Annotated in this window: 20 protein-coding genes and 1 pseudogene; 19 read left to right on the plus strand and 2 right to left on the minus strand. The window is 28.6% G+C overall.

Annotated elements, in window-relative coordinates:
* Positions 1-734: 734 nt before the first annotated feature.
* The 7 genes from BM384_RS06045 (at position 735) to BM384_RS06075 (ending at position 9333) form a co-directional block, all read left to right on the plus strand.
* A complete protein-coding gene (locus tag BM384_RS06045; RefSeq protein ID WP_090012098.1) occupies positions 735-920 on the plus strand; it encodes an alpha/beta-type small acid-soluble spore protein in 186 nt (61 codons plus the stop codon).
* A 188-nt stretch (positions 921-1108) separates the two neighbouring features.
* Positions 1109-2239 carry a metallophosphoesterase family protein gene (locus BM384_RS06050; protein ID WP_090012100.1) on the plus strand — a complete coding sequence of 377 codons (1131 nt, stop codon included), beginning with the start codon at positions 1109-1111 and terminating at the stop codon, positions 2237-2239.
* Positions 2229-4946, plus strand: coding sequence for an ATP-binding protein (locus BM384_RS06055; RefSeq protein ID WP_090012101.1), 2718 nt, complete (start codon positions 2229-2231; stop codon positions 4944-4946). Before BM384_RS06050 ends, BM384_RS06055 begins: the two co-directional genes overlap by 11 nt.
* 77 nt (positions 4947-5023) lie before the next feature.
* Positions 5024-5893, plus strand: coding sequence for a metal ABC transporter substrate-binding protein (locus tag BM384_RS06060; RefSeq protein ID WP_090012103.1), 870 nt, complete (start codon positions 5024-5026; stop codon positions 5891-5893).
* A 171-nt stretch (positions 5894-6064) separates the two neighbouring features.
* On the plus strand, positions 6065-7864 hold the full coding sequence (locus BM384_RS06065; protein ID WP_090012105.1) for a MutS-related protein: 1800 nt from the start codon (positions 6065-6067) through the stop codon (positions 7862-7864).
* A 19-nt stretch (positions 7865-7883) separates the two neighbouring features.
* Positions 7884-8867 carry a serine hydrolase gene (locus BM384_RS06070; protein WP_090012107.1) on the plus strand — a complete coding sequence of 328 codons (984 nt, stop codon included), beginning with the start codon at positions 7884-7886 and terminating at the stop codon, positions 8865-8867.
* 31 nt (positions 8868-8898) lie between these two features.
* Positions 8899-9333 (plus strand): CBS domain-containing protein, encoded by a 435-nt coding sequence (locus BM384_RS06075; RefSeq protein ID WP_090012109.1) that lies wholly within the window; start codon positions 8899-8901, stop codon positions 9331-9333.
* A 46-nt stretch (positions 9334-9379) separates the two neighbouring features.
* Here BM384_RS06075 and BM384_RS06080 read toward each other — a convergent pair whose 3' ends face one another.
* Complete coding sequence (locus tag BM384_RS06080) at positions 9380-10033, minus strand: PspA/IM30 family protein (protein ID WP_090012111.1); 654 nt, start codon at positions 10031-10033, stop codon at positions 9380-9382.
* 209 nt (positions 10034-10242) lie between these two features.
* On the opposite strand from BM384_RS06080, the gene rpsA reads away from it, so the two are divergent.
* Both rpsA and BM384_RS06090 read left to right on the plus strand, forming a co-directional pair.
* Positions 10243-11373: a 30S ribosomal protein S1 gene (gene rpsA, locus BM384_RS06085; protein WP_090012135.1), complete on the plus strand. Its 1131-nt coding sequence runs from the start codon at positions 10243-10245 to the stop codon at positions 11371-11373.
* A gap of 69 nt (positions 11374-11442) precedes the next feature.
* Entirely contained in the window at positions 11443-11661 is a 219-nt protein-coding gene (locus BM384_RS06090) for a hypothetical protein (RefSeq protein ID WP_090012113.1), read from the plus strand.
* 139 nt (positions 11662-11800) lie between these two features.
* Here the strand turns inward: BM384_RS06090 and pyk are convergent, their stop codons facing one another.
* A complete protein-coding gene (gene pyk, locus BM384_RS06095; protein WP_090012115.1) occupies positions 11801-13216 on the minus strand; it encodes a pyruvate kinase in 1416 nt (471 codons plus the stop codon).
* 169 nt (positions 13217-13385) lie between these two features.
* On the opposite strand from pyk, the gene BM384_RS06100 reads away from it, so the two are divergent.
* The 10 genes and pseudogenes from BM384_RS06100 (at position 13386) to BM384_RS17585 (ending at position 23275) form a co-directional block, all read left to right on the plus strand.
* Positions 13386-14846, plus strand: coding sequence for an aminoacyl-histidine dipeptidase (locus BM384_RS06100; protein ID WP_090012117.1), 1461 nt, complete (start codon positions 13386-13388; stop codon positions 14844-14846).
* A gap of 151 nt (positions 14847-14997) precedes the next feature.
* A complete protein-coding gene (locus BM384_RS06105) occupies positions 14998-15513 on the plus strand; it encodes a GNAT family N-acetyltransferase (protein WP_090012119.1) in 516 nt (171 codons plus the stop codon).
* A 66-nt stretch (positions 15514-15579) separates the two neighbouring features.
* Positions 15580-16269, plus strand: coding sequence for a hypothetical protein (locus BM384_RS06110; RefSeq protein WP_090012121.1), 690 nt, complete (start codon positions 15580-15582; stop codon positions 16267-16269).
* 181 nt (positions 16270-16450) lie between these two features.
* The gene (locus BM384_RS06115; RefSeq protein WP_090012123.1) at positions 16451-17017 is read left to right on the plus strand and encodes a Maf-like protein; all 567 of its coding nucleotides are present in this window, start codon (positions 16451-16453) and stop codon (positions 17015-17017) included.
* Between the two features lie 37 nt (positions 17018-17054).
* A pseudogene (gene radC / locus BM384_RS06120) lies at positions 17055-17743 on the plus strand (DNA repair protein RadC).
* An 18-nt stretch (positions 17744-17761) separates the two neighbouring features.
* A complete protein-coding gene (locus BM384_RS06125; protein ID WP_090012127.1) occupies positions 17762-18778 on the plus strand; it encodes a rod shape-determining protein in 1017 nt (338 codons plus the stop codon).
* Positions 18779-18783: 5 nt separating this feature from the next.
* The gene (mreC, locus tag BM384_RS06130; RefSeq protein WP_090012129.1) at positions 18784-19629 is read left to right on the plus strand and encodes a rod shape-determining protein MreC; all 846 of its coding nucleotides are present in this window, start codon (positions 18784-18786) and stop codon (positions 19627-19629) included.
* 10 nt (positions 19630-19639) lie between these two features.
* Positions 19640-20131, plus strand: coding sequence for a rod shape-determining protein MreD (gene mreD / locus BM384_RS06135; RefSeq protein ID WP_090012131.1), 492 nt, complete (start codon positions 19640-19642; stop codon positions 20129-20131).
* The gene (locus BM384_RS06140) at positions 20132-23002 is read left to right on the plus strand and encodes a penicillin-binding transpeptidase domain-containing protein (RefSeq protein ID WP_090012133.1); all 2871 of its coding nucleotides are present in this window, start codon (positions 20132-20134) and stop codon (positions 23000-23002) included.
* A gap of 111 nt (positions 23003-23113) precedes the next feature.
* Positions 23114-23275 (plus strand): hypothetical protein, encoded by a 162-nt coding sequence (locus tag BM384_RS17585; protein ID WP_175537299.1) that lies wholly within the window; start codon positions 23114-23116, stop codon positions 23273-23275.
* Positions 23276-23333: the final 58 nt, after the last annotated feature.

Consider the following 23333-nt stretch of genomic DNA (forward strand, 5'->3'; position numbering starts at 1 on the left):
CATTAATAAAATTATTCATGTTAAAGTCTCCTTTGATTTGAATAGAGATCTCATTTATTTCAATGAAATACATCCTCGTTTGTTATTCGGGTAATTCTAATTAAATGGAAACCCAACCAGTTACACGTAAAACTTCATTGAATGAGGTGATAGTCTATACAGCGGGTATGCATTATGCTCCCAGGAAAATCACATCAATTTCTCTATTCAAGAATATTAAGTTTTCACTAGTTAGGTTTAGTAGAAAAATATATAAATATTCGTCTACACTATTTAGTATTTCAAATACGAGGAAAATATAAAATTTTTTTGATGTTAAATACTGATTTTGCCTGGCTTTCTTATATGGAAGTTGACAAATGCATTAAAAAATAATTGTAGGCCTCAAAAGAGCCTAAAAGCAAAATAATTAAATTGTATTTTAATATGAAATTATTTTACTTTTAGAGCCTTTTGCATGGCAAAGCAAAGCTGCTTCCTGCGCTGAAAAGCATGGCGTCAGCCACTTTGTTCTAAAAAATCAAAATTATTTATATTCTAGTTTTCAATATAGATAAAAGAATAAATATGTTAGAAAAACTATTTGATAATAGTGTTGCTCTTAAAAAATTTAAAATTAAAAAAATATATATTTTTTATGAATAGAAATTTAAAAAAAGCACAATATAATAGTGTAAGTTGATTGATGAAACATCACTTAACTTACAAATCGTATACCTAAGGAGGGATTATCAATGTCAAATAAAGCATTAGTTCCAGAAGCAAAAAATGGTTTAGCCAGATTCAAAAATGAAGTAGCTCAAGAATTAGGAGTTCCGTTCAGTGATTATAACGGAGAGCTAAGCTCAAGACAATGTGGTTCCGTAGGTGGCGAAATGGTAAAAAGAATGGTAGAGGAATACGAAAGTAAGATAAAGTAATTAATTAAACACCTACTAAACTTACTTACTAAGAGTAAATCATTATGGATATTACACCACCAGAAATGTAACTTAAAAGTATTTCTACTATCGTAAGTACCATTAAAAGAAAGGATGGCCGTAAGGCTGTCCTTTTTCTTTGTATTATGATAAAATGAGAACAAAAGTTCGTTTGATAGGGTGATTGTATGGAAAGTATTAAAGTGATGCATTGTGCAGACATTCATTTTGACACACCTTTTAAAGATGTAGATGAAAAGCAAAGTAAGATTAATAAAGAAGAGCTAAAAGAGGTATTTAGTAACATTATTAACTTATGTAAAGAAAAGAATGTGGATATTTTTCTTTTGGCAGGAGATATATTTGATAATCTAACTATAGATAAGTCCACATTAAGTTTTATTGAAGATAGCTTTAATAAAATTGAAAATATAGATGTTTTTATAAGTCCGGGAAATCATGATCCATATATGATGAATTCTTTTTATAATTTAATAAACTGGCCAGATAATGTTCATATATTTTCAGGAGCATTAGAAAAATTTTACATTGAAAGATTGAATTTAAATGTTTGGGGAGCTGCCTTTAATAATAGGTATGAAAGACAGTCTTTATTAAAGGACTTTTCATATAAAGATGATAAAAGAAATATAATGGTTATTCATGGTGAAATATCGTCTGGAAATGAAAATGAGTATAATCCTATTACTCTGGAAGAAATAGAGAAGAGTGGTATGAATTATATAGCATTAGGTCATAGACATGCTTTTAGTGGAATAAAAAAGGCTGGAAGAACTTATTATGCATACAGTGGATGTCCACAAGGAAGAGGATTTGATGAGCTTGGAGATAAAGGTGTTGTTTATGGAGAGATAAATAAAGATTATTCTAAGTTTGAATTTATTAAGACGTCAATAAGAAACTATGAAGAAGTAAATATAGATATTAGCATGAGTAAAACTTACCAAGATATAAAAGAACTTATTATAAGTTCAATCAGTGAAAATGCAAGAGAGAAAAATTTTTATAAAATTATCTTAAATGGAGAATTATCTAATGATTTTAATTTAGACGAAGATGTAATCACAGAATATATAAAAGATAGTTTTTATTTTGTAAAGGTAGTAGATAAAACTAGAATAGAGATAAATATTGAAGATGCTTTAAGAGGGAATTCTGTAAAAAGTATTTTTGCAAAAAAACTATTAAAAAGATTAGAAGAATGTGAAAATGAAGAAGAAAGAGAAATTATTGAACTTGCATTAAAATCAGGACTTAACGCGCTTTCTGAAGGGGAGGTAAAGCTTGATGATTATTAAGGAAATTAGAATAGGAAACTTTGCTGGTATAGAAAATAAAGTCCTTAATTTTGAAGAAGGTATTAATCTTATTTATGGAGATAATGAAGCTGGTAAAAGCCGTATAGAAACATTTATAAAGGCTATGCTTTATGGTCTATCTTCAAAGAAAATTAAAGGAGAGAGTGAAAGAAAAAGGTATATTTCTTTTAATTCTAACTCAGCTTATGGGGAAATGGTTGTACTTTTTAAGGGTAAGGAATACTTAATAAAAAGAAAATTTGGAAGTTCAAAAAAGTATGATTCATCAGAGGTATTAGATTATTTAACAGGAAATAAGCTAGATTATATAAATAGTGAAGAACCTGGGAAGTACTTTCTTGGGATTAATAGATCCACCTTTGAAAAAACACTTTATATAGGACAGTTATCAGTGGCCTTTAATAAGGACAAAGAAGAAGAGATAATGGATAAAGTTACAGCACTTTATGGATGTGGAGACCATGAAGTTTCAGGAGAAAAGGCGGTTCAAAAATTAGAAGCTTTAAAGAAAACATATGTTACTGCAAGAGGGGCTGGTAGCCTTGATTTATTAAAGAAGAGATATGATAGCTTAAATGAAGAACGTTATGAAGCAGAAGCAATATGTGAGAAAAATCTTGATTGGGAAAAGGAACTTATAGATAAAAAGGAAAGTAAACAAAAGTTAAAAAGTGAAATTGAAAATTTAGAAGTATATAAAAAATATCAGAAAAAAATTAAGCTTCAAAAGGAGTATAAGGAGATAATTGATTATTTTAGAGAATCTGAACAATTAAAAAATGAAGAGAGTGAAATAACTAAAATAATCTCAAAAGATAATAAGGTAATAGATGAAGAGTTTTTAGATAACATATCAAAAAAAAACTTAGCTTATTTATATATGTTAGATGAAAAAGAAGAAAGAGAAGAAGAGCTTAACACATATATAACTGCTTTGAAAGAGAAGAATGAAGAAATAGAAAAATATAAATTTATAGATTTATTTGGGGATAATTTAAAGGAAAGACTTTTAGAAATAAAATATGAACAGCAAAATTATGAGGAAAAAATAAAATCGGCTAAAGAGATATCTTCTCTTATTGAGGAAGAGGAAAAAGAGCTAAACTTAAGAAAAGTTGCCTTTAATGAAATATATGAAAATGAAGGTATATTTGATGAAATAAAGTCTACTCTAGATTTGTATGAATTAAAATTAAATGAGTTAAAAAAGGCTTATTCTTATGAAGAATTTGATGATGAAAATGAAGGGAATAATGAAAAGTTTAAGATGATAGTATCGGCTTTAATCTTTATATTTGGAGTAATTTTATTCTTTATAAAATCCATAAGCTTCATATTTCCATTATTAATAATAATCTTAGCTATAGGAATGATAGTTTATGAGAAGATGAATAGGAATAGGATTAATAATAATAATAATAATAAATCAAAGATTGATGAGTTAACAGAAGAAATTCAAAAGATAGAAATATTATTAGATAATTACAGAAGAAAATTAAAGTTAAGCAGTACTGAAGAATTAATTAAGTATATTAAAAAATATATTATGTTTAAAGTATATGAAGAAAAGATGGTTATTAAGATAGAAGAAAAAAAGAGAGTTTTAAAGGCTTACAACTTTTATGATATTAGAAAGAAATATGATAAAAATAATGAAATGATAAAATCTCTTATCAGGATATCTAAATGCAGAAATGTAAATGAAGTTTTAGAGGCAGTAGATGTATATTCAAAAATTAATTCAGAAATTGAAGTAATTAGTGAAAAAATAGAGTTTTCTAAAAAAACAATTGGAGAATTAACAAATAGCATTATTAAAAAAGAAGAAGTTTTAAAAAATAATCTTAGAGTTATAGGTGAAGAAAATTTAGATATTCAAGATATAGATGTATTAATTAATAAATATAGGGAAATAATAAAAAAACGAGATGAACTTCATGCTAATCTTTTATTAGTTGAAAAAACCTATAGAGCTTTAATTAAAGGAAGAGATATAGAGAATATAAAAGAAGAATTAAAAGATGTAATAAAATTTGATAGCAATTATAATTTTGAATCTGAAGAAGAAATAGAAAAAGAAGAAAAGAAAAAATCAAATGAGCTTATTGAATGTGAAAAGAATATTAAGGATGTTGAAAATAATATTAACACAAGACTTATAGGAAAAAGAAGCCTTGTGGAAATTACCGAGGAAATAGAAAATGTATCAAATAAAATTGCTAAGTATGAAAAGCAAGTTAAGGCAATAAATTTAGCTATGGATATCTTAAATGAATCAATAGATGAGGTGAGAAAAACTGTAGGACCAGCTTTAAATAAGGGAATTGCAGATGTTTTCTTTAACCTTACAGATGGAAAATATGGAGAAATAAAGTTAAATGATAATTATGAAATGATGGTTCGAGATGAATCAGAATTAATAAAGGGAAGTTATTTAAGCAATGGCACATTTGATCAATTATATATTTCATTAAGAATAGCATTAATAGAAATTCTTTTTAATGACGAAGAATATAGTATGATATTAGATGATGCTTTTGTTCAGTATGATAATAAGAGAAGGGAAGCAGCTATAAAACTCATTAATAATAGAATAAAAGGGCAGACTCTTATATTTACATGCCATACAATAGAAGAGGAAATTATGTTGAAAAATGATATAAAATTTAATTATTGTATTATCTAATGAATTGTTGACAAATTATTCTAGTGAGATTATACTGAATGATGTAAATGCAAATCAAATGCAAATAGAGGTGCGAAATGAAAAAAATAATATCAATAATTTTAACTATGCTTATTGTTCCAATGTTATTTGCGGGATGTGGTAAAAAGGCTGAAGATGATGGAAAGCTAAAAGTTGCAGCATCTATTAATACATTAGGTGAATTTACCCAAGTAATCGGTGGAGACAAAGTAGATGTTTATACAGTTGTTAAGGATAATATGGAGCCACATGACTTTGATTTTACTCCTTCAGATCAAAAAGAACTAAGTAGTAGAAAAGTTCTTTTTTATAATGGTTTAGGACTAGAATCTTGGATAGATCAAATAAGTGGTGATATTCAGCTTGTTGATACAAGTGAAAATGCAAATGTAATTTATACTGATGGAGAAGAAGATCCACATGTTTGGTTAAGTGTACCAGAAGCAATAAAGCAATGTGAAGTTATAAAAAATAAGTTGTCAGAAGTAGACCCTGCAAATAAAGATTATTATGAAAAAAATTATACTGACTATAAAGAGAAATTAGAAGATTTATATAATAGTAATCTTAATAAGTTTTCAGATGTAGAGGAAAGAACATTTGTTACAAGTCATGAGGCCTTTGCTTATTTATGTAGAGATTTTAACTTAGAGCAAAAAGCTATAAAGGGAGTAACAAATGAGGATGTAGAAGCCACAATAAAAGATATGCAACAATTAGTTGATTTCTGTAAAGAAAATAAAATTAATGTTGTCTTTTCAGAAAATAGTGATTCTCAAAAGGATGCTGAAACTTTAGCTAAAGAGATAGATGGAAAGGTTGTTCCTATATATACATTAGAAACAAAAGTCCAGGGCAAAACTTATTTAGAAGCATTACAAGATGATTATGATAAAATATATGATGGATTAAAGGGTATCTCTTAATGAGATACCTTTTGTTAATTTTAAAGCATTTATATAATAGTAAAGTAATTACTGTGCTAAAAAGCCTGACTATAGTTACTTTGTTATTTATTAAACTTCTTGGACATAATGGAATTTTGTAAAAAATTATGATATTGTATTATTATATGAAAGAAATGTGAGGGATATTAAATGGAGAAGGCAAGAACATTTTATGAGAAAAATATAACAGAAGTTAATGAAAAAATAAAAGAATTAGGCAAAAAAATAGATATCATAGGTTGGAGCAGACTTATTATTTTACTAGCAGGCTTTTTTATATCTTATAAAAGTTATAAAGCTCAAGGAATGATGAGCGGAGTAAGTATTTTTGCAATAACTTTCATAGTATTTAGTATTGTTGCAGTAGTACATGGAAAAATAATAAAAAGGTATGAAGAAATGGAAGTGGAATTGGAATTTAATGAGAAAGGAATTAAGAGGTTAAATGGAGAGTATAAAAAGTTCGATGATAAAGGTAGTGAATTAGTAGAAGATAATCATGCCTTTGCAAACGATTTAGATATATTTGGTGATAATTCCTTGTTTCAAATGATTAATACAACAAGAACCTTAAGTGGAAGAAAAAAATTAAGTGAAATATTATCATTAAAAAAACTTCCAACTAAAAAGGAAATAGAAGAAAAGCAGAAAGCTATAAAGGAACTTGGTAAAAAAATTGATTGGAGAAAAAAATTATACGTTAAATCTACATTTAAAAAGAAAAAGGGTGAAGAACTTGAAGATCTAATTAAATGGGGGAAAGGTGAAGCTAGAGGAAGTAAGTCGAGAATTTTAATTGCTGCTTTATTTATAGCTATTACTTTTGGATGTATATTTTTATCAATAATAAAGGTTATTCCAGTTTCATTTTTAATTTTGGATTTTATGGTTAATTATGCTGTTATAAAAATGCTGACTAGAGATATAAATGAAGTTATAATATTATTTAATAAGATAAAAAATAGTGTGAAAGCTTATTCAAATATTTTAGCTTTAATAGAAGATGAAGAATTTGAAAGTGAGTATTTAAAGGAATTAAAAAGTAAACTTAATAAAGATAAAAGTAAATCATGTAAAGCAGAAATGCAGAAACTTGCAAGTCTTTTAGACTGGGTTGGTGATTCAACAGGAAATGCTTACTTCTTTATTTTAAATATATTATTTTTCGCAGATGTTTTTATACTTTACAATTTAGATAAATGGAGAGAGACAAATGGTTCTATGATAGAGGAATGGCTTCAAGTTATGGGTGAATTTGATGCACTTGCCAGTATATCAAATTTAGCTTTTGACCATGAAAATTGGTGCTATCCTCAAATTTCTGAAAATGCAGAAGTAGAAGCAGTAGAGGTTAGACATCCATTAATAGGGGACAGAGCTGTATCTAATAATTATAGTTTGAGAAAACCAAAACAAATTACATTAATTACTGGATCTAATATGTCAGGTAAGAGTACATTCTTAAGAACAGTTGGTATTAACCTTGTATTAAGTTATATTGGAGCACCATGTGCTGCTGATAAATTTACATGTAGCATAATGAATATCTATACGTGCATGAGAACAAAGGATAATCTGGAAGAAAGTATTTCTTCATTCTATGCTGAAATATTAAGAATTAAATTATTAATTGAAGCATGTAGGAGAGGAGAAAAAGTATTCTTCTTATTAGATGAAATATTTAAGGGTACTAATTCAAAAGATAGACATACAGGAGCAACTGTTTTAGTTAAACAATTAGCTGATAATGGAGCTATGGGACTTTTATCAACTCATGATTTAGAATTATGTGCTCTTGAAGAAGAAATGAAAGAAGTTGAAAATTATAATTTTAGAGAATATTATCAGGATAATAAAATACATTTTGATTACAAGCTTAGAAGAGGAAAGAGTGTTACTCAAAATGCAGTTTATTTAATGAAGCTCGCTGGTATCGAAATTAATAACTAATTAAGATGGGGAGGCGTATATGAAACATAAGATAAGTCGCGAAACTAAAGATACTTGGGAAAAAGGTGAAGAGAAAAATAAATATAAGAAAGTTTTTCTTATATTTATTGCTTCTTTTATAGTATTTATGGCAGGATTATTGATTTTACACAATAAAAATGATGCTGACAACAAAATTGTAGAAAATAAAGATGTAATTACAGATATTCAGGATGATGTACAGGCTAAAGCTGAAGAAGATTTGAAAAAGAAAGCAGAAGAAAAAGCAGCATTAGAAGTGAGCAAGATAGAAACTGAAATTGAAAAAATTTTAGGAGATAATAAAACATTTTATGGGATATATTACTATGATTTTAATTCAGGCCTTGAATATTCAGTAAATGGGGATAAAGAATTTCATGCTGCTAGTACAATAAAAGTTCCAATAGCTATGATGATTTCTGACAAGCTATATAATAAAGAAATTTCTGAGGACATGCTTATAGAATATACTTTAGATAATAGAGAAGATGGTGCTGGAGTTTTACAGGGAAGTATTGTGCTAGGAGATAAAATAAAGGTATCAGATCTTATGAAGCATATGATAGAAGAGTCTGATAATATAGCAACATCAATGTTAAAGAAGAATTTGAGCAGTGTGCCAGAGTATATTATGAAGGTTACAGGCGTTAATGCTGGTAATGATAAGAACTATATAACTCCAAGACAAAGCTATACTATTCTTAAAAAGCTTTATGAAGAATCTGAGTCTAATGTATATTATAAAAAAGTTCTTCAAATGATGAAAGAGACAAGCAGTCATGATAGATTAGATAAATATATACCTATAGAAATGATATCACATAAAATTGGAGATTATGATCAGTATGTAAATGACATAGGGATAGTACATACTAAAGAACCATATATACTAGTAGTTTATACTAAAGGTGTTATGGAAGAAGGAAGAGAAAATATAGCTCGTATATCTAAAGCTATTTATGATATAAAAACTAGCAATTAAAAAAATAGTATATGAAAAGGAAAGATTGATTATGAATATAGCATTTTTTCTTACACCTAAAAATGAAGTAGTTTGTGAAAATGTAGAAGCAAGTATGAGACAAGTTATTGAAAGAATGGAGCACCATGGATATACAGCTATTCCTTTAATAGATAAGGATGGAAAGTATATTGGTACTTTGACAGAAGGAGATTTATTATGGAAGCTAAAGAATACTCCAGACCTAAGTTTTAAAAATACAGAAACAGTTAAGGTTAGTGATATTCACAGAAGAATAAGTCATAAAAGTGTTTCCATAAATGCAGATATAGAAAGTTTGATAAACTTAGCTATTAATCAAAATTTTGTTCCAGTTACTGATGATAATGGTATATTTATTGGAATAATAAAAAGAAGTGATATAATAAATTACTGTTTCAATGAAATGAACAAGTTAAAAAGAGAAACTGAAAGTTTAAGAAAATAAAAAAGTGCATCTAAATGATAAGAAAATCATTTAGATGCACTTTAAATTATTTATTTTTATATTTTTCAAGTTCAGCATCTAAATCAGTAGAATCACCTAGTTTTTCAAATTCACTATCAAAGTCATCTATATTATTTAAGTCTGCTAAACCATTAGCTAAAGATTCTTTATTTGCAATTTTTCTTTCAATATCATCTAATTTAATAGAGTTTGTTTTGCTTTGAACATTAGCTAAAACTTCATTAACTTGTTTACTTGCTTCAGCATTTGAATATCTTGCTGCAGCTTCATCTCTGTAGCTTCTTGTTTTATTTATTTCGTCTTGAAGAGCTTTTAAATTCTTTTTAATAGTTTCAGCTTGAATCTTAGCAGCATTGTAAGATGACTGTAAAGATTCACATTTTTTATCGCTTTCAAGCTTTCTACTTAATGCTTTTTTTGCTAAATCTTCATTTCCCTTAGATAAAGCTAATTTGACTTTGGAATCATAATCATCTGATTCAGCTTTTGCAGCATTTAATTTTTTTTCTATCTCATGAACGTTCCCCAAAACCTTAGCAGAGTTTATTTTTGCATTGTTTAGTTGTTCTTCCATATCACGTATTTTTTGATCTAATAATTCAATTGGATTTTCTATATTATCCAAAGTTGTATTTACTTTTGCTTTTACCATATTTGACATTCTTGAAAATATTCCCATGAGTATTTCCTCCTAAATCTATATTTATATTATTATACATCAAAAATAAAATAAAATCACAAAAAAGGAAAAAAATAAAATGAAATTAATGTGGTTAATATAATTAGTATGAGTAAATTGGCATACTTGTATTAACTATATTCATGGTTTAAAATTAAGTATGTAGATAATTAAAGTTTGAGGAGTGAAGAGCTGTGGAAAATGAATCAATGAACAGTATGGAAAATTTCTTAGATAATTATGATGTTAAAAGAATTAGTACTGGAGATATATTAAAAGGAACTGTAATAGAAGTAAACGATAAAGAAGTAAGTGTTAATATAAATTATGCTTTTGATGGAATAATAACTAAGGAAGAATTAACTAATGATGAAGAAAATCCTATGGATGTAGTAAAGCCTGGAGATGAACTTGATGTGTACGTATTATCTCCAAATGATGGTGAAGGTTATGTTTTACTATCAAGAATAAGAGCTTTACAAATAAACGAAAAAGAAGATTTAGAAAATGCATTTAAAAATGAAGAAACTGTAGCTGTTAAGGTTAAAGAAGTTGTTAATGGTGGAGTTGTTGCTTATTATGGAAGCATAAGAGTATTTATACCAGGTTCACAGCTTAGCAGAGAAAGAGTTGAAGCTTCATCAGTTGTAGGTAAGACATTAGAAGTTAAAGTAATTGAATTAGATTTTAGAAATAGAAAAGTTGTAGCTTCAAGAAGAGTAATTGAAGAAGCTGAATATGAAAAAAATAAAAAGGCAGCATGGGCTTCTCTTAAACCAGGTGAAAAGAGAAGTGGAGTTGTAGTTAAAATAGCTAAGTTTGGAGCTTTTGTTGATCTTGGAGGAGTTCAAGGACTTATTCACATAAATGATTTAGCTTGGGAAAGAGTTAGACGTGTTGAAGATGTGGTTAAGGTTGGGGATAAAGTTGAAGTCTTTATAGGTGATGTTGATAAAGATAAGCAAAGACTTTCATTAGTGTTAAAAGATGTTGATAAAGAACCATGGAAAGTTTATGGAGACTCATTAAAAGAAGGAGAAGTTTTAGAAGGTACAGTAACAAGACTTGCTAAGTTTGGAGCTTTTGTAGAAGTTAAGCCAGGAGTTGAAGGTTTAGTACATATAACTGAAATAACAGATGAAAATATAACTAAACCAGACGATGTTTTAACAAGTGGTCAAAAAGTAAAAGTTAAGGTTATGAATGTAGATGCAGAAGCTAAGAAGTTATCATTAAGCATAAAGGATGCAGAAGAAAAGTCTAAAGAATATATGCAATATAATGATGATGAAGAAGGGGAATCTTTAGCAGATTTATTTAAAAACTTTAAGTTTGAATAATTAGTAAGTATTTTAATATAGGCAGTTTCAATATAGAAACTGTCTTTTCTTAATAAAGGAGAGGGTAGCGTGGTACTTGAATTGTTTTATATAGCTTTGTTTTTGGAAATAGTATCCCTTATATTTGCAATTTTTAGGGGAAGAGGAATAATAGCTATAGCTGGGACTAATTGCAAATTAAAGAGCAAAATAGAAGGGTATAATATGGAAAGAGTATCAAAAAGCATTAGTAATTTTATATTTATCTGTGGATTAATAATAACTTTGGGGATAATTATATCTTCATAAATTCGTAATATATAATTATGAAATATAGTGATGAATAGAATTAGCTAGTTAGACTTACTTATTCATAATGTAGCCTTTACTTAGAAGACTAAAAAAGAGATTTACTAAAAACTTTCAGTAAATCTCTTTTTTAATAAAATTAAAGCTTTTCTATTTTCATCATATTAGTTCCGCCAGTTTGAGTTGTAGGCATTCCGGCAGCTACTATAATAGAATCACCTTTTCTAGCAAGACCTAAATCATAAACTGTCTTTTTAGCTTCTATCATTATGTCATCAGTATTATTAAACATCTCACATGTTCTTGGATGAACTCCATAAGTTAATGCAAGTTGTCTTCTTACTTCATCAAATGGAGTTATAGTTATAATTGGACATTTTGGTCTGTATTTAGAAATTAAGCTTGCAGTAGCTCCACTCTTTGTTGCAGCAACTATAGCTTTAGCATTTAAAGCAAGTGAAGTTCTACATGTTGAAAAACTAATAGCATCAGCATAATCTGAAAGATTTTTATTATCTACAGAATTTAAGTGTTCATATTCTAAATGAGCTTCAGCTTCCTGAGCTATTCTAGACATTGTTCTTGCTGCTTCTTTAGGGAAACTTCCTGATGCACTTTCACCTGAAAACATAATAGCATCAGTACCATCAAATATTGCATTACATATATCAGAAGCTTCTGCTCTTGTTGGTAATGAATTTCTTATCATTGAATCAAGCATTTGAGTAGCAGTTATAACTGGCTTTCCAGCTCTATTACACTTTCTGATAATCATTTTTTGGATTATTGGAACTTTTTCTATTGGAATCTCAACACCCATATCACCTCTTGCAATCATCACACAATCAGTAACATCAATAATAGAATCAATATTGTCTACACCTTCTTGATTTTCTATTTTTGCAATAACTTGAATGTTTTCTCCACCATATTTTTTAAGAACTCTCTTAACTTCTAATATGTCGCTAGCTTTTCTTATAAATGATGCAGCTATAAAATCTACACCCATTTCACATCCAAATTTAATATCATCTATATCTTTTTCTGTTATTGAAGGAAGTTTAATTTTAACATTAGGTACATTTACACCTTTATGATTTTTTATTATTCCGCCAACTTTAACCTTACATTTGATTTCTTTACCTATAACTTGAAGAATTTCAAATTTTAATAGACCATCATCAACTAATATAGATCCGCCTGGTTTAACATCTTTGTATAAGACATCATAAGAAATAGAACATTTTGTATTGTCGCCTAAAATTTCTTCTCCGCATATAAAAGAAAATTCTTGACCTTTTTTTAGTTCAACACCATCATTCACAAAATTATGAGTTCTGATTTTTGGACCTTTAATGTCAAGAATTATCGCAGTAGGAGCGTCCATTTCTTCTCTTATCTTTTTTATAAGATCAATTTTTTCTTTGTGAGTTTCATGAGTTCCATGAGAAAAATTAAGTCTTGCAGCGCTCATTCCGATTTCAATAAACTTTCTTAGAGTTTCTTCATTATCACTTGCTGGACCAATTGTAAATATCATTTTAGTTTTTTGCATACACACAACCTCCTGAAATTGTAATTAATTAGTCTTAATTTAAGTATGTATAATGTTTTAAGTTTCTATTAAAAGGTAAAATAATTTAATAAATTTTTTTATTGTGATATACTAAGACTAATCTTAGTTATAATATTATCATATTATTGAGGAAAGGGAGTAGAAATAAATGAAAAATTTACAAAATTCAAAGGCTTCTTTGGTTTTTAAGTATTTTGAAGAAATTTCTAAGATACCAAGAGGTTCAAAAAACGAAAGACAAATAAGTGATTATCTATTTAAGTTTGCAAAGGATTTAGGCCTTGAAGTAATTCAAGATAAAGGTTTAAATATAATTATAAAGAAACCAGCATCAAAAGGTTATGAAGATGCACCAACTGTAATCTTACAAGGACATATGGATATGGTATGTGAAAAGAATAAAGATACAGTTCATGATTTTGAAAAAGATCCTATAAAATTAGTTGTTAAAGGCGATGACATATATGCTGATGGAACAACACTAGGAGCTGATGATGGTATTGCTGTTGCATATGCTATGGCAATTTTAGCTGATGATACAATTGAGCATCCAGCTATTGAAGTTTTATTAACTACTGATGAAGAAACAGGAATGAGCGGAGCAATGGCTTTAGAAAAAGAATCAGTAAGTGGTAAAATAATATTAAATATGGATAGTGAAGAAGAAGGATATCTTTTAGTAAGCTGTGCAGGTGGGCTAAGAGCTCAATCTTCAATCAATCTTGAAAAGGAAGCTATTAATGGAGATACTTTAATTAATATATCAATTAAAGGTCTTAAAGGTGGTCACTCAGGATCAGAAATAAATAAGGGAAGAGGAAACTCTAACAAACTTTTAGGAAGAGCCCTTCAAGAACTTATGAACAAAGTTTCATATAATCTTGTTACTATTGAAGGTGGATCTAAAGACAATGCAATTCCAAGAGAAGCTGATGCTACAATAGCTGTAAATAGTTCTGATAAAGAAACAGTTATTAAATTTATTGATGAGTTAGATTCTGTATATAAGAAGGAATTAGCTACAAAAGATAAAGATGTAACTATCAAAGCTGTAGAAGTTAAAGATGAAGTGAAAGAAAAATTAACTAGTAGCTGCACAAAGAGAATAGTTAATTTAATAGATGTATATCCAAATGGAATAAGCACAATGAGTGGAGATATAGAAGGATTAGTTGAAAGTTCTACAAACTTAGGTATAGTGGTAACAACTGATACTAGAGTTGAATTACACTCATCAGTTAGAAGTTCAATAGAAAGTTTAAAATGGGAAATTGTAGATAGAATAAGAGTTTTAACTGAATTAGTTAATGGTGAATTAGAAACTAGTGCAGCTTATCCAGGATGGGAATATAAAAAGGAATCTAAGATAAGAGATTTATGTGTTAAAACTTATGAAGATATGTATAAAAAAGAACCTATAGTTTATGCAATTCATGCAGGAGTTGAATGTGGACTATTTGAAGAAAAATTAGGCGAACTAGATATGATAAGTTTTGGTCCTGATATTAGAGATGCACATACTCCAGATGAACACTTATCAATAAGCTCAGCTGAAAGAGTATGGGAATATCTTCTTGAGGTACTTAAGAGAATAGATAATAATTATTAATTATATATTGAATATTTAAAAGAGTCTTCTTAGCTTTTTAAGAAGGCTCTTTTTTTAGCCTCATAACTTTGTTTAGAGAAACTTTTTAATTAACAATAAAAGGAAAATATAAAATGGTGTAGAATTTACATTAATATGGGGGGGGAGAAAAGTGATCGATGTAGAGTTTGATTTTGATGAGTATGAATTTAGAAATGTGCAAAAATGTGACGTAAATATATTATATGAATGGATGAAAAAAAATAATAATAAATATGATGTTATAAGCTTAGATAAGCAATTGTTATATAGAAGATACTTAGAATATTATTTTGCTGAAGATGAATTTTTCATTAAGGTTCTCAAAGGTGGAAAAATAGATGGAATAATAAAGGGCAACATTAATGGTGAAAATAAGAATGATTTATTCTTATGGTATTTTTTGGTGGATGAAGATAATAGAAATAAGGGAGAAGGAAGAAAGATAATTGATACTTTTTCTAATTATATGTGCAAAAAATATCAATTGAAAAATATAAAAGCAGGAGTAAGTTCAGAAAATAGTGATGCTTTGAGCTTTTGGGAAAGTCTTGGTTTTGAGGAATTTAGAATAAGTGAAAAGTTTTTTCAGATATCTGATACAGACTTTGAAAATTTAGTTATTATGAATAGAAGAAATATCTTGTGATTTTGTGAATAAGAAACCTCTTTATTTAATATATATTATGTAGATTGATAAAATAGGGGGGATAATATGAGATACACAAGATATGATTACAAAAAGAAAAAGGGAGATAATTTTATATTATGGATTATAGGTAGTATTACTTTCTCAATAATTGTAGGTATGCTGTTTTATAATCTATTTTTAAAAGAAAATAATGTGGTAGATACAAGTGGTAAAAATCAACAGGAAAGTGTTAAAGAAAAAGACCCAAAAGATAGTAATGGAAAGTCCTTTGGAATTATTCAGTGTGGAGTATTTAAGGACAAAAATAATGCAGAAGCTACTTTAGCTTCTATTAATTCCGAAGCAACATGCTTTATTGTAGAAGAGGATGAAGGGATTAAACTTATGTATGGAATATATAATTTTGATCAGGCAAGTGAAAAAGTTAATAGTCTTACTGGTTCATCTGTAAGTAATTTTAGAATAAAGTGTGAGATTCCAGGTGATAGTGATGAAAAGAGGGCTGAAGGTGAAATAATAGAAGCGTATTTAAAAATTATTAATAAATTAACAGAGAAGGATGTTAAGGCTGTTGATACTAAGCAGTTTAAAGAGTGGGTTTTGAGCATTTCCTCTGAGGTAAGTAATAAATCTGAAGAGTTTAATATACTTGTGTCACAAATTAATCAATTACCAGATGAATATAAGAAGGAAAATCAAAAAGATTCATTAATACAAATTTATAATATATTGAAAAAATATAAACAAAAATAAATTATTAAAAAATTCTTAATTTAGTAAACAGACTTGTTTCATATTATATTAAATGATAAACTATATTAGGTATATAAAGAGTATTAATCAATTAAAAGATAATATATTAAATAGATATTATGTATAAAAATAATTAAAAGAGGAATACTATAAAAAGGCGTACTTTTTAGGATGTGATATTATGAATTTTATTTTAGCTTCAGCATCTGAAAGAAGACAGGAATTGCTTAAGAGGATTGTTAATAATTTCACTGTTCTTGTAAGTGATTTTGATGAAAGCATAGTCAAAAATAATGGTAATGTATCTGAATATGTTCAGGAATTAGCATTAGGAAAAGCAAAAGATGTTAAGTTAAAAATCAAAGAACCTTCAATAATAATTGCAGCTGATACTGTAGTATCTTTAGACGAGAAAATTCTTGGAAAGCCTAAAGATAGAGATGATGCTTATAGAATGCTTTCTTCATTAAGTGGAAACGTTCATAAAGTATATACAGGAGTAGTTGTAATAAACACAGAAACAAATACAATATTAAAAGATTTTGTAGAAACTAAAGTATTTTTTTCAGAGCTTACTAGGGAAGAAATTAATACTTATATAGATTCTGGTGATCCATTTGATAAAGCCGGTTCCTATGGAATTCAAGGAAGAGCTGGAGTGTTTGTTGAAAAAATTGAAGGGTGTTATTATAATGTGGTAGGATTACCACTAAATAAGCTAAATAAAATGATAAAAAAAGTTTGTTAAATTGGGGGTTGAGGGAAGTATTATTAGGAGAAATAATATGGACAACAATCTTAAAATTTTAGATATTCCGAAAGAAGAGAGGCCAATAGAAAAGCTCGCTAATTTTGGAGCAGATACATTAAGTGACCAAGAGTTACTTGCAATAATATTAAGATGCGGTGCAAAGGGTGAAAATGTGCTTACATTGAGTAATCGTATCTTAAGCGAAACTGATGGATTAAACGGCTTATTGAACATATCTTATGAAGATATAGTAAAAATAAGAGGTATAAAATCAGTTAAAGGTGCTCAAATTATAGCACTAGCAGAATTATTCAGACGATTTAATAGTTTAAAATCTAATGTTAATAGAGTCAAAATTAAATCGCCCAAAGACTTAGGGGATATGCTTAGTTCAGAATGGATTGGTGTAAATCAGGAAATTCTGAGACTTATAGTCTTAAATACTAAAAATAATATCATAAAGATTAGGGACATATTTAAGGGAACTTTAGATTCTTCAATTGTTCATCCTAGAGAGATTTACTCTGAAGCAATAAAATGTGGAGGAGCATCTATAATTATATGTCATAATCATCCTTCAGGAGATCCGTCTCCAAGTAGAGAGGATATAAATATTACCTTAAGAATTGAAGAATGTGGTAAAATTTGGGCATAAAATTGCTAGATCATATTATCATAGGTAATAAAAAATATATTAGTTTAAAAGAAAAAGGAATTATATAGCTGAAAGGGGAAAAAACAATGGGCTTTTTTGGAAGTAGTAAAGACATGGGAATAGATTTAGGAACTGCTAATACACTTGTTTTTGTAAAAGGAAAAGGGGTAGTATTAAGAGAACCTTCAGTTGTAGCAATTAATAATGTTACAAAGAAATCGTTAGCTGTAGGAGCAGAAGCTAAACAAATGATAGGAAGAACTCCTGGAAATATAGTTGCAATAAGACCTTTAAAAGATGGTGTAATAGCAGATTTTGATGTTGCTCATACAATGATTAAGTCTTTAATTGAAAAGGCAGTAAGTAAAGGATCATTTAAAAGTCCAAGAATAATAGTATGTTATCCATCAGGAGTAACAGAAGTAGAAAAAAGAGCAATAGAAGAAGCAACTAAGCTTGCAGGGGCAAGAGATGTTGTATTAATGGAAGAACCAATGGCAGCAGCAATTGGAGCAGGACTTCCAGTAAGTGAACCAACAGGAAGTATGATAGTAGATATCGGAGGCGGTACTACAGAAGTTGCTATTATTTCTCTTGGAGGAATAGTTACAAGTAAGTCTTTAAGAGTAGCTGGAGACGAATTAGACCAATCAATTATTGCTTATATTAAAAAAGAATACAACTTAATGATTGGTGAAAGAACAGCAGAACAAATAAAGATGGAAATTGGTTCAGCTTATAAAATAGATGATGAAGATGTAACAATGGAAGTTAAGGGAAGAGACTTAATAACAGGTCTTCCAAAGATAGTTGAAATTTCTGAAATTCAAATAAGAGAAGCAATTAAAGAACCTGTATATGCAATTATAGAATCAATAAAAACTACATTAGAAAAGACACCACCAGAACTAGCAGCTGATATAATGGAAAAAGGTATAATGCTTGCAGGTGGAGGTGCCTTACTAAAAGGATTAGATACATTAATAAATCGTGAAACTAATATGCCTGTACATATTGCAGAAGCACCACTTGATTGTGTTGTTCTTGGAGCAGGAAGAGCTCTTGAGGACTTCGACAAGATAAGCAGAGAAGAGAGAGCTTAAAATAAATGAAGCTTTTAAAGAATAAACTGACAGTTACTGTAATAGTGCTGTCAGTTGCCTTTTTAGGGCTAATTACTGCAACAGCAACTAGAAATGCTAAAGGAATAGAGAGTATAGCAGGCGATACTCTTAATCCAATTCAAAAAGTTGCATATAACATGAACAGAGGTTTAAAAGATTTTGTTGATATAATACTAAACTTTTCATCTGTAAGAGCCGAAAATAAAGCACTTGCAAAGGAAAATCAAGAATTAAAAAATAAAATTACCGAAGATGCTGATTTAGAAGCAGAAAATGAAAGATTAAAATCATTACTTGATTTAAAAGATAGAAATGCAAATTATGACTATATAGCTATCAATATAATTGCTTATGCTGGAGACGGAGTTATAGATGGTTATGTTGTAGATAAAGGACAAAATGATGGTATTGAAAAGAACATGGTAGTTATTTCTTCAGAAGGACTTGTAGGGCAAGTATCAAGTGTGGGAAATAATTGGTCTATTGTTCAAACTATAATTAATGAAAACATTAATGTTAGTGTTATGGATGAAAAAACTAGAAAAAATACAGGAATACTTCAAGGATATACTAATAATTCTAATGAGTACTTATTAAAGGTTTCTAATCTTCCTATGGACTCAGAGGTTCAAGAAGGAGATCAGATAATTACTTCAGGCCTTGGAATGCTTTATCCTAAAGAAATAAGAGTTGGAGAAGTTATTTCAGTTGAAGAAGATAAAGTAAAGGTAATGAAAACTGCAATAGTTAAGCCATCTGTTGACTTTAATAAACTTGAGGAGTTATGCATTATAGCACCAAAAGACAAAACAGAAGTAAAATATGACTAAGAGGTGAAATATGAAAAAGAGATTAATATTGATTTTAATGGTAATTATATTATTAATATTAGATAATACGTTTTCACCTTTTTTAGCAATAAGAGGAACATGGCCAAACTTTTTATTTGTATTTTCAATAGCGTATTCTATAATAAATGGTAAAAAAGAGGGGATATTAATAGGTGTAATCAGTGGGTTATTGCAGGATATATTTTTTTTAAATGGATTTGGAGTAAATGCATTAGTTAATACTCTTTGTTGCTATATAGCAGGAAGTATTGGAGAAGGAATATGGAGAGAGAAGAGATTGATACCAATAATAACTATCTTTATAGGTACAATACTAAAAGTTCTAGGTATATATTTAATTCTACATTTTATAGGTTTAAATGTAGATCTATTAAGGGGAGTAAAAACGGCGCTTTACAATTCAGTAATAATGCTTTTTTCATATAATATAATTTTGAAATTTTTCGAAAGGGAGGATATGAGAAAAGCCTGGAGGTTCTAAATGATAGTTAATAAACCAAAGAAGAAAAAAGAGTTATCGAGATATTCTGTTTACATTATAATAATGGCTATAATTTTTATAGTTATAGGCGCTAAATTAGTATATTTACAAGTTATAAGACATGATGATTACAAAGAGAGAGCAGATACAACATCAACAAAGTTTGTGTCAGAAAAGGCGCCAAGAGGTATTATATATGATTCTGAAGGAAATATATTAGCAACTAATATTCAGACATATACAATGACATATACCAATACTACTGATACAAACTCGACGTTTTTTGAAACAATAAATTCAGTTGAAAGTATTTTAAAGGAAAATGGTGAAAGTATCATTGATAATTTTATTTTAAAACTTGATGATAATAATAAACCATATTTTGAGTATAGCAGTACGGATGAAAGTGATAAGGAAGCTGAAAAGTTAAGATTTTTAAAAGATAGAGGCTTTGATGAAGAAATTAAAAAAGAGTTATTTGGAGATAATGCTGAGGATCTTACAGATAAGGAAATTGATGAACTTAATAATAGGCTTCTAGAAATTTCGGCAGAAGATGCTTTTTATGAACTTATTAAAAAATATAATTTGATTGAAATTAAGACACAAAATTTATCAGATGAAGAAAAAGAAAAGTATAAGAAGATGACTGGTGAAGAAATGCTTGAGGTCATATTAAATGAAGGTATTACATATGAGAAATTAAGAACATATATGATGATTAGAGATGAACTTAAAATGCAATCCTTTAGTGGGTATAAGTATGTAACATTAGCTGAAAATATGAAAAGAGATACTTCATTAATTATTCTTCAGAAGTTAAATGACCTTCCAGGGATTGAAGTTACTCTTGAACCAACAAGATATTATCCATATTCAACTTTAGCTTCATCAGTATTAGGATATTTATCATCTATTAATAGTTCTAATAAGGAAAAATATGAGCTTAGAGGATATGATGTTTCATCAGACTATATAGGAATTTCAGGTATAGAATCAGCCTTTGAAGAACAATTAAGAGGAACTAAGGGTGGAACAACAGTAAAAATTAATTCTAAGGGAAGAGTAACAGAAGAATTATTTAAGCTTGAGTCTTATCCAGGAAACAATGTACATCTTACTATAGATAAGAATATTCAGTATGCAGCAGAGCAAGCTTTAGCTGATACCATGGAAAAAATAAGAACTACTTCTTCATATACAGGAGCTACTAGAGGAGCTGCTATTGCTGTTGAAGTAAAAACAGGAAGAATACTTGCAAGTGTTTCATATCCTAATTATGATCCTAATATTTTTACTGTAGATAAAGAGAAGAGTGCAGATTTAATAAGTAGTTACTTTAGTCCTGATTTAGAGACTTTTGGTCAAAATCTTATAAATTCAAGAGGAATTTCAAAAAATATTAATGAGTTATTCCCCCTTGAAAATGGAGTTAGAACTGATTCTTATGATCTTTATCCAAGAGCATTTTATAATTATGCTACTCAAGGGTTAATTCCACCAGGGTCAACATTTAAGCCATTAACTGGTGTTGCAGGAATTGAGTCAGGTGTAGTTGGAGTAAGTGAAACTATATATGATAGTGGAAAATTTAATGTTCATCCAGAAACATATGGAAAGTCTTTTGGACCAGAATGTCTATTATATACAAACTATCATAGCAGCCATGGAGCAACAGATATTACTCATGCTCTTGAAGTATCATGTAACTACTATTTTTATGAAGTTGCATATAGATTATACAAACAAGCTGGAAGTGATATAAATGCATTAGATTCATTGGCTAAATATGCATGGAAGTTTGGACTTGGAGTTGATCCTGATAGTAATGAAAAGCCAAGTACAGGAATTGAAATAGAAGAAAACTTTGGTCAAGTGTATAATTTTCAATCATTTAAAAATCAATCTATACTTTATTCAAAGTTTGAGTTAAGAGATTATTTAGAAAGAGGAGATTATAGAGGAATTACAACATTTATTCCTTTTGACTATTCAACAAGTGAAGATGATAATGAAAAAGTAAAAGATGCAAAAGCTACATTAAAGAAGAAAATTAATGAAAGATTTACTCAAATTGGAGTAGACGACGATGCATTAAATACAGACGAGTTTTCAGAATATATATTAGATGATGTAAAAACAATAATGAATAATTCTGAAAAATATGAGGAAAATGTTAAAGCTTATGAAGCTAATAATAAAACATTTAATCTTGATTCACAGTCAAAAACTGTTGCAGATGTTATTGCAAGATTTGTAATAAATGATAAGGGTGCTGAAATTGTTTCGCCAGCTCAAGAAGTTTATGCAGCTATAGGTCAAGGTATGAATAACTTTACTCCTATGCAACTTGCAGGATATGTTTCAACATTAGCTAATGGTGGAACAAGATATAAACTTCATTTTGTAGATAAAGTTACTACACCAGATGGTGAATTAGTAGAAGAATTTAATCCTGAAGTTTTAGATGAATTAAATATTTCAGAGGCAACACTTGCAGCTGTAAGAGAAGGTATGTACAAAGCAAATAATGACGAAGGTGGTACAGCAGCAGCAGTATTTTCAAGTTTTCCAATAAGAACAGGAGGAAAAACTGGTACAGCTGATTTTGGTGAAAGTCAAACAGAAGTTGGAAGAGCACCTTATGCTACTTATATAAGTTTTGCACCTTTAGAGGACCCACAAATAGCTTTTGTAGGAGTTATTTATGATGGAGGTCATGGTTCTTCAACAGCACCAGTTGCTAAAGCGGTATATGAAGCATATTTTAAGGATGTAATAGAAACTCAATATCCAGGATATGCAGCATCCTCTACAACATATCAAAAATATGTTGTAAATGCACCAAAAGATAATAAGACTGAGGAATAAAATTCAAGAAAAGATGGTATCAAGGTAAGCGTAAAGGATTTGGTATCTAGATATTAGAAGTGCCCTCTTGGTAAAATTTATAAAAATATAAATTTTATTCGGAGGGTACTTATGTATATAAAATTAGATAATGATACTTGGGAAAAATATATAGAAGAATATTTTTCTCTTGATAAGAAAATATCTATAAAACAATTCTGCAAGGGCGTAATATTAATCCTAGCCAATTCTTTTATCACAGAAAAAGAGTTAAAGCTAAAAATGCTCCAGTAGTTCTTCAAGCTATTAATTTAAAAGCTAAGTCAGATAATAAAGAAAAAATTACTTCTTC

The organism is Clostridium sp. DSM 8431 (genome assembly GCF_900116755.1).
Classification (GTDB): Bacteria; Bacillota; Clostridia; order Clostridiales; family Clostridiaceae; genus Clostridium.

Coding starts and splice junctions, on each gene's coding strand:
- BM384_RS06045 (WP_090012098.1), top strand. CDS start 735: ATGTCAAATAAAGCATTAGTTCCAGAAGCAAAAAATGGTTTAGCCAGA.
- BM384_RS06050 (WP_090012100.1), top strand. CDS start 1,109: ATGGAAAGTATTAAAGTGATGCATTGTGCAGACATTCATTTTGACACA.
- BM384_RS06055 (WP_090012101.1), top strand. CDS start 2,229: ATGATTATTAAGGAAATTAGAATAGGAAACTTTGCTGGTATAGAAAAT.
- BM384_RS06060 (WP_090012103.1), top strand. CDS start 5,024: ATGAAAAAAATAATATCAATAATTTTAACTATGCTTATTGTTCCAATG.
- BM384_RS06065 (WP_090012105.1), top strand. CDS start 6,065: ATGGAGAAGGCAAGAACATTTTATGAGAAAAATATAACAGAAGTTAAT.
- BM384_RS06070 (WP_090012107.1), top strand. CDS start 7,884: ATGAAACATAAGATAAGTCGCGAAACTAAAGATACTTGGGAAAAAGGT.
- BM384_RS06075 (WP_090012109.1), top strand. CDS start 8,899: ATGAATATAGCATTTTTTCTTACACCTAAAAATGAAGTAGTTTGTGAA.
- BM384_RS06080 (WP_090012111.1), bottom strand. CDS start 10,033: ATGGGAATATTTTCAAGAATGTCAAATATGGTAAAAGCAAAAGTAAAT.
- rpsA (WP_090012135.1), top strand. CDS start 10,243: ATGAACAGTATGGAAAATTTCTTAGATAATTATGATGTTAAAAGAATT.
- pyk (WP_090012115.1), bottom strand. CDS start 13,216: ATGCAAAAAACTAAAATGATATTTACAATTGGTCCAGCAAGTGATAAT.
- BM384_RS06100 (WP_090012117.1), top strand. CDS start 13,386: ATGAAAAATTTACAAAATTCAAAGGCTTCTTTGGTTTTTAAGTATTTT.
- BM384_RS06110 (WP_090012121.1), top strand. CDS start 15,580: ATGAGATACACAAGATATGATTACAAAAAGAAAAAGGGAGATAATTTT.
- BM384_RS06115 (WP_090012123.1), top strand. CDS start 16,451: ATGAATTTTATTTTAGCTTCAGCATCTGAAAGAAGACAGGAATTGCTT.
- BM384_RS06125 (WP_090012127.1), top strand. CDS start 17,762: ATGGGCTTTTTTGGAAGTAGTAAAGACATGGGAATAGATTTAGGAACT.
- mreC (WP_090012129.1), top strand. CDS start 18,784: ATGAAGCTTTTAAAGAATAAACTGACAGTTACTGTAATAGTGCTGTCA.
- mreD (WP_090012131.1), top strand. CDS start 19,640: ATGAAAAAGAGATTAATATTGATTTTAATGGTAATTATATTATTAATA.
- BM384_RS06140 (WP_090012133.1), top strand. CDS start 20,132: ATGATAGTTAATAAACCAAAGAAGAAAAAAGAGTTATCGAGATATTCT.
- BM384_RS17585 (WP_175537299.1), top strand. CDS start 23,114: ATGTATATAAAATTAGATAATGATACTTGGGAAAAATATATAGAAGAA.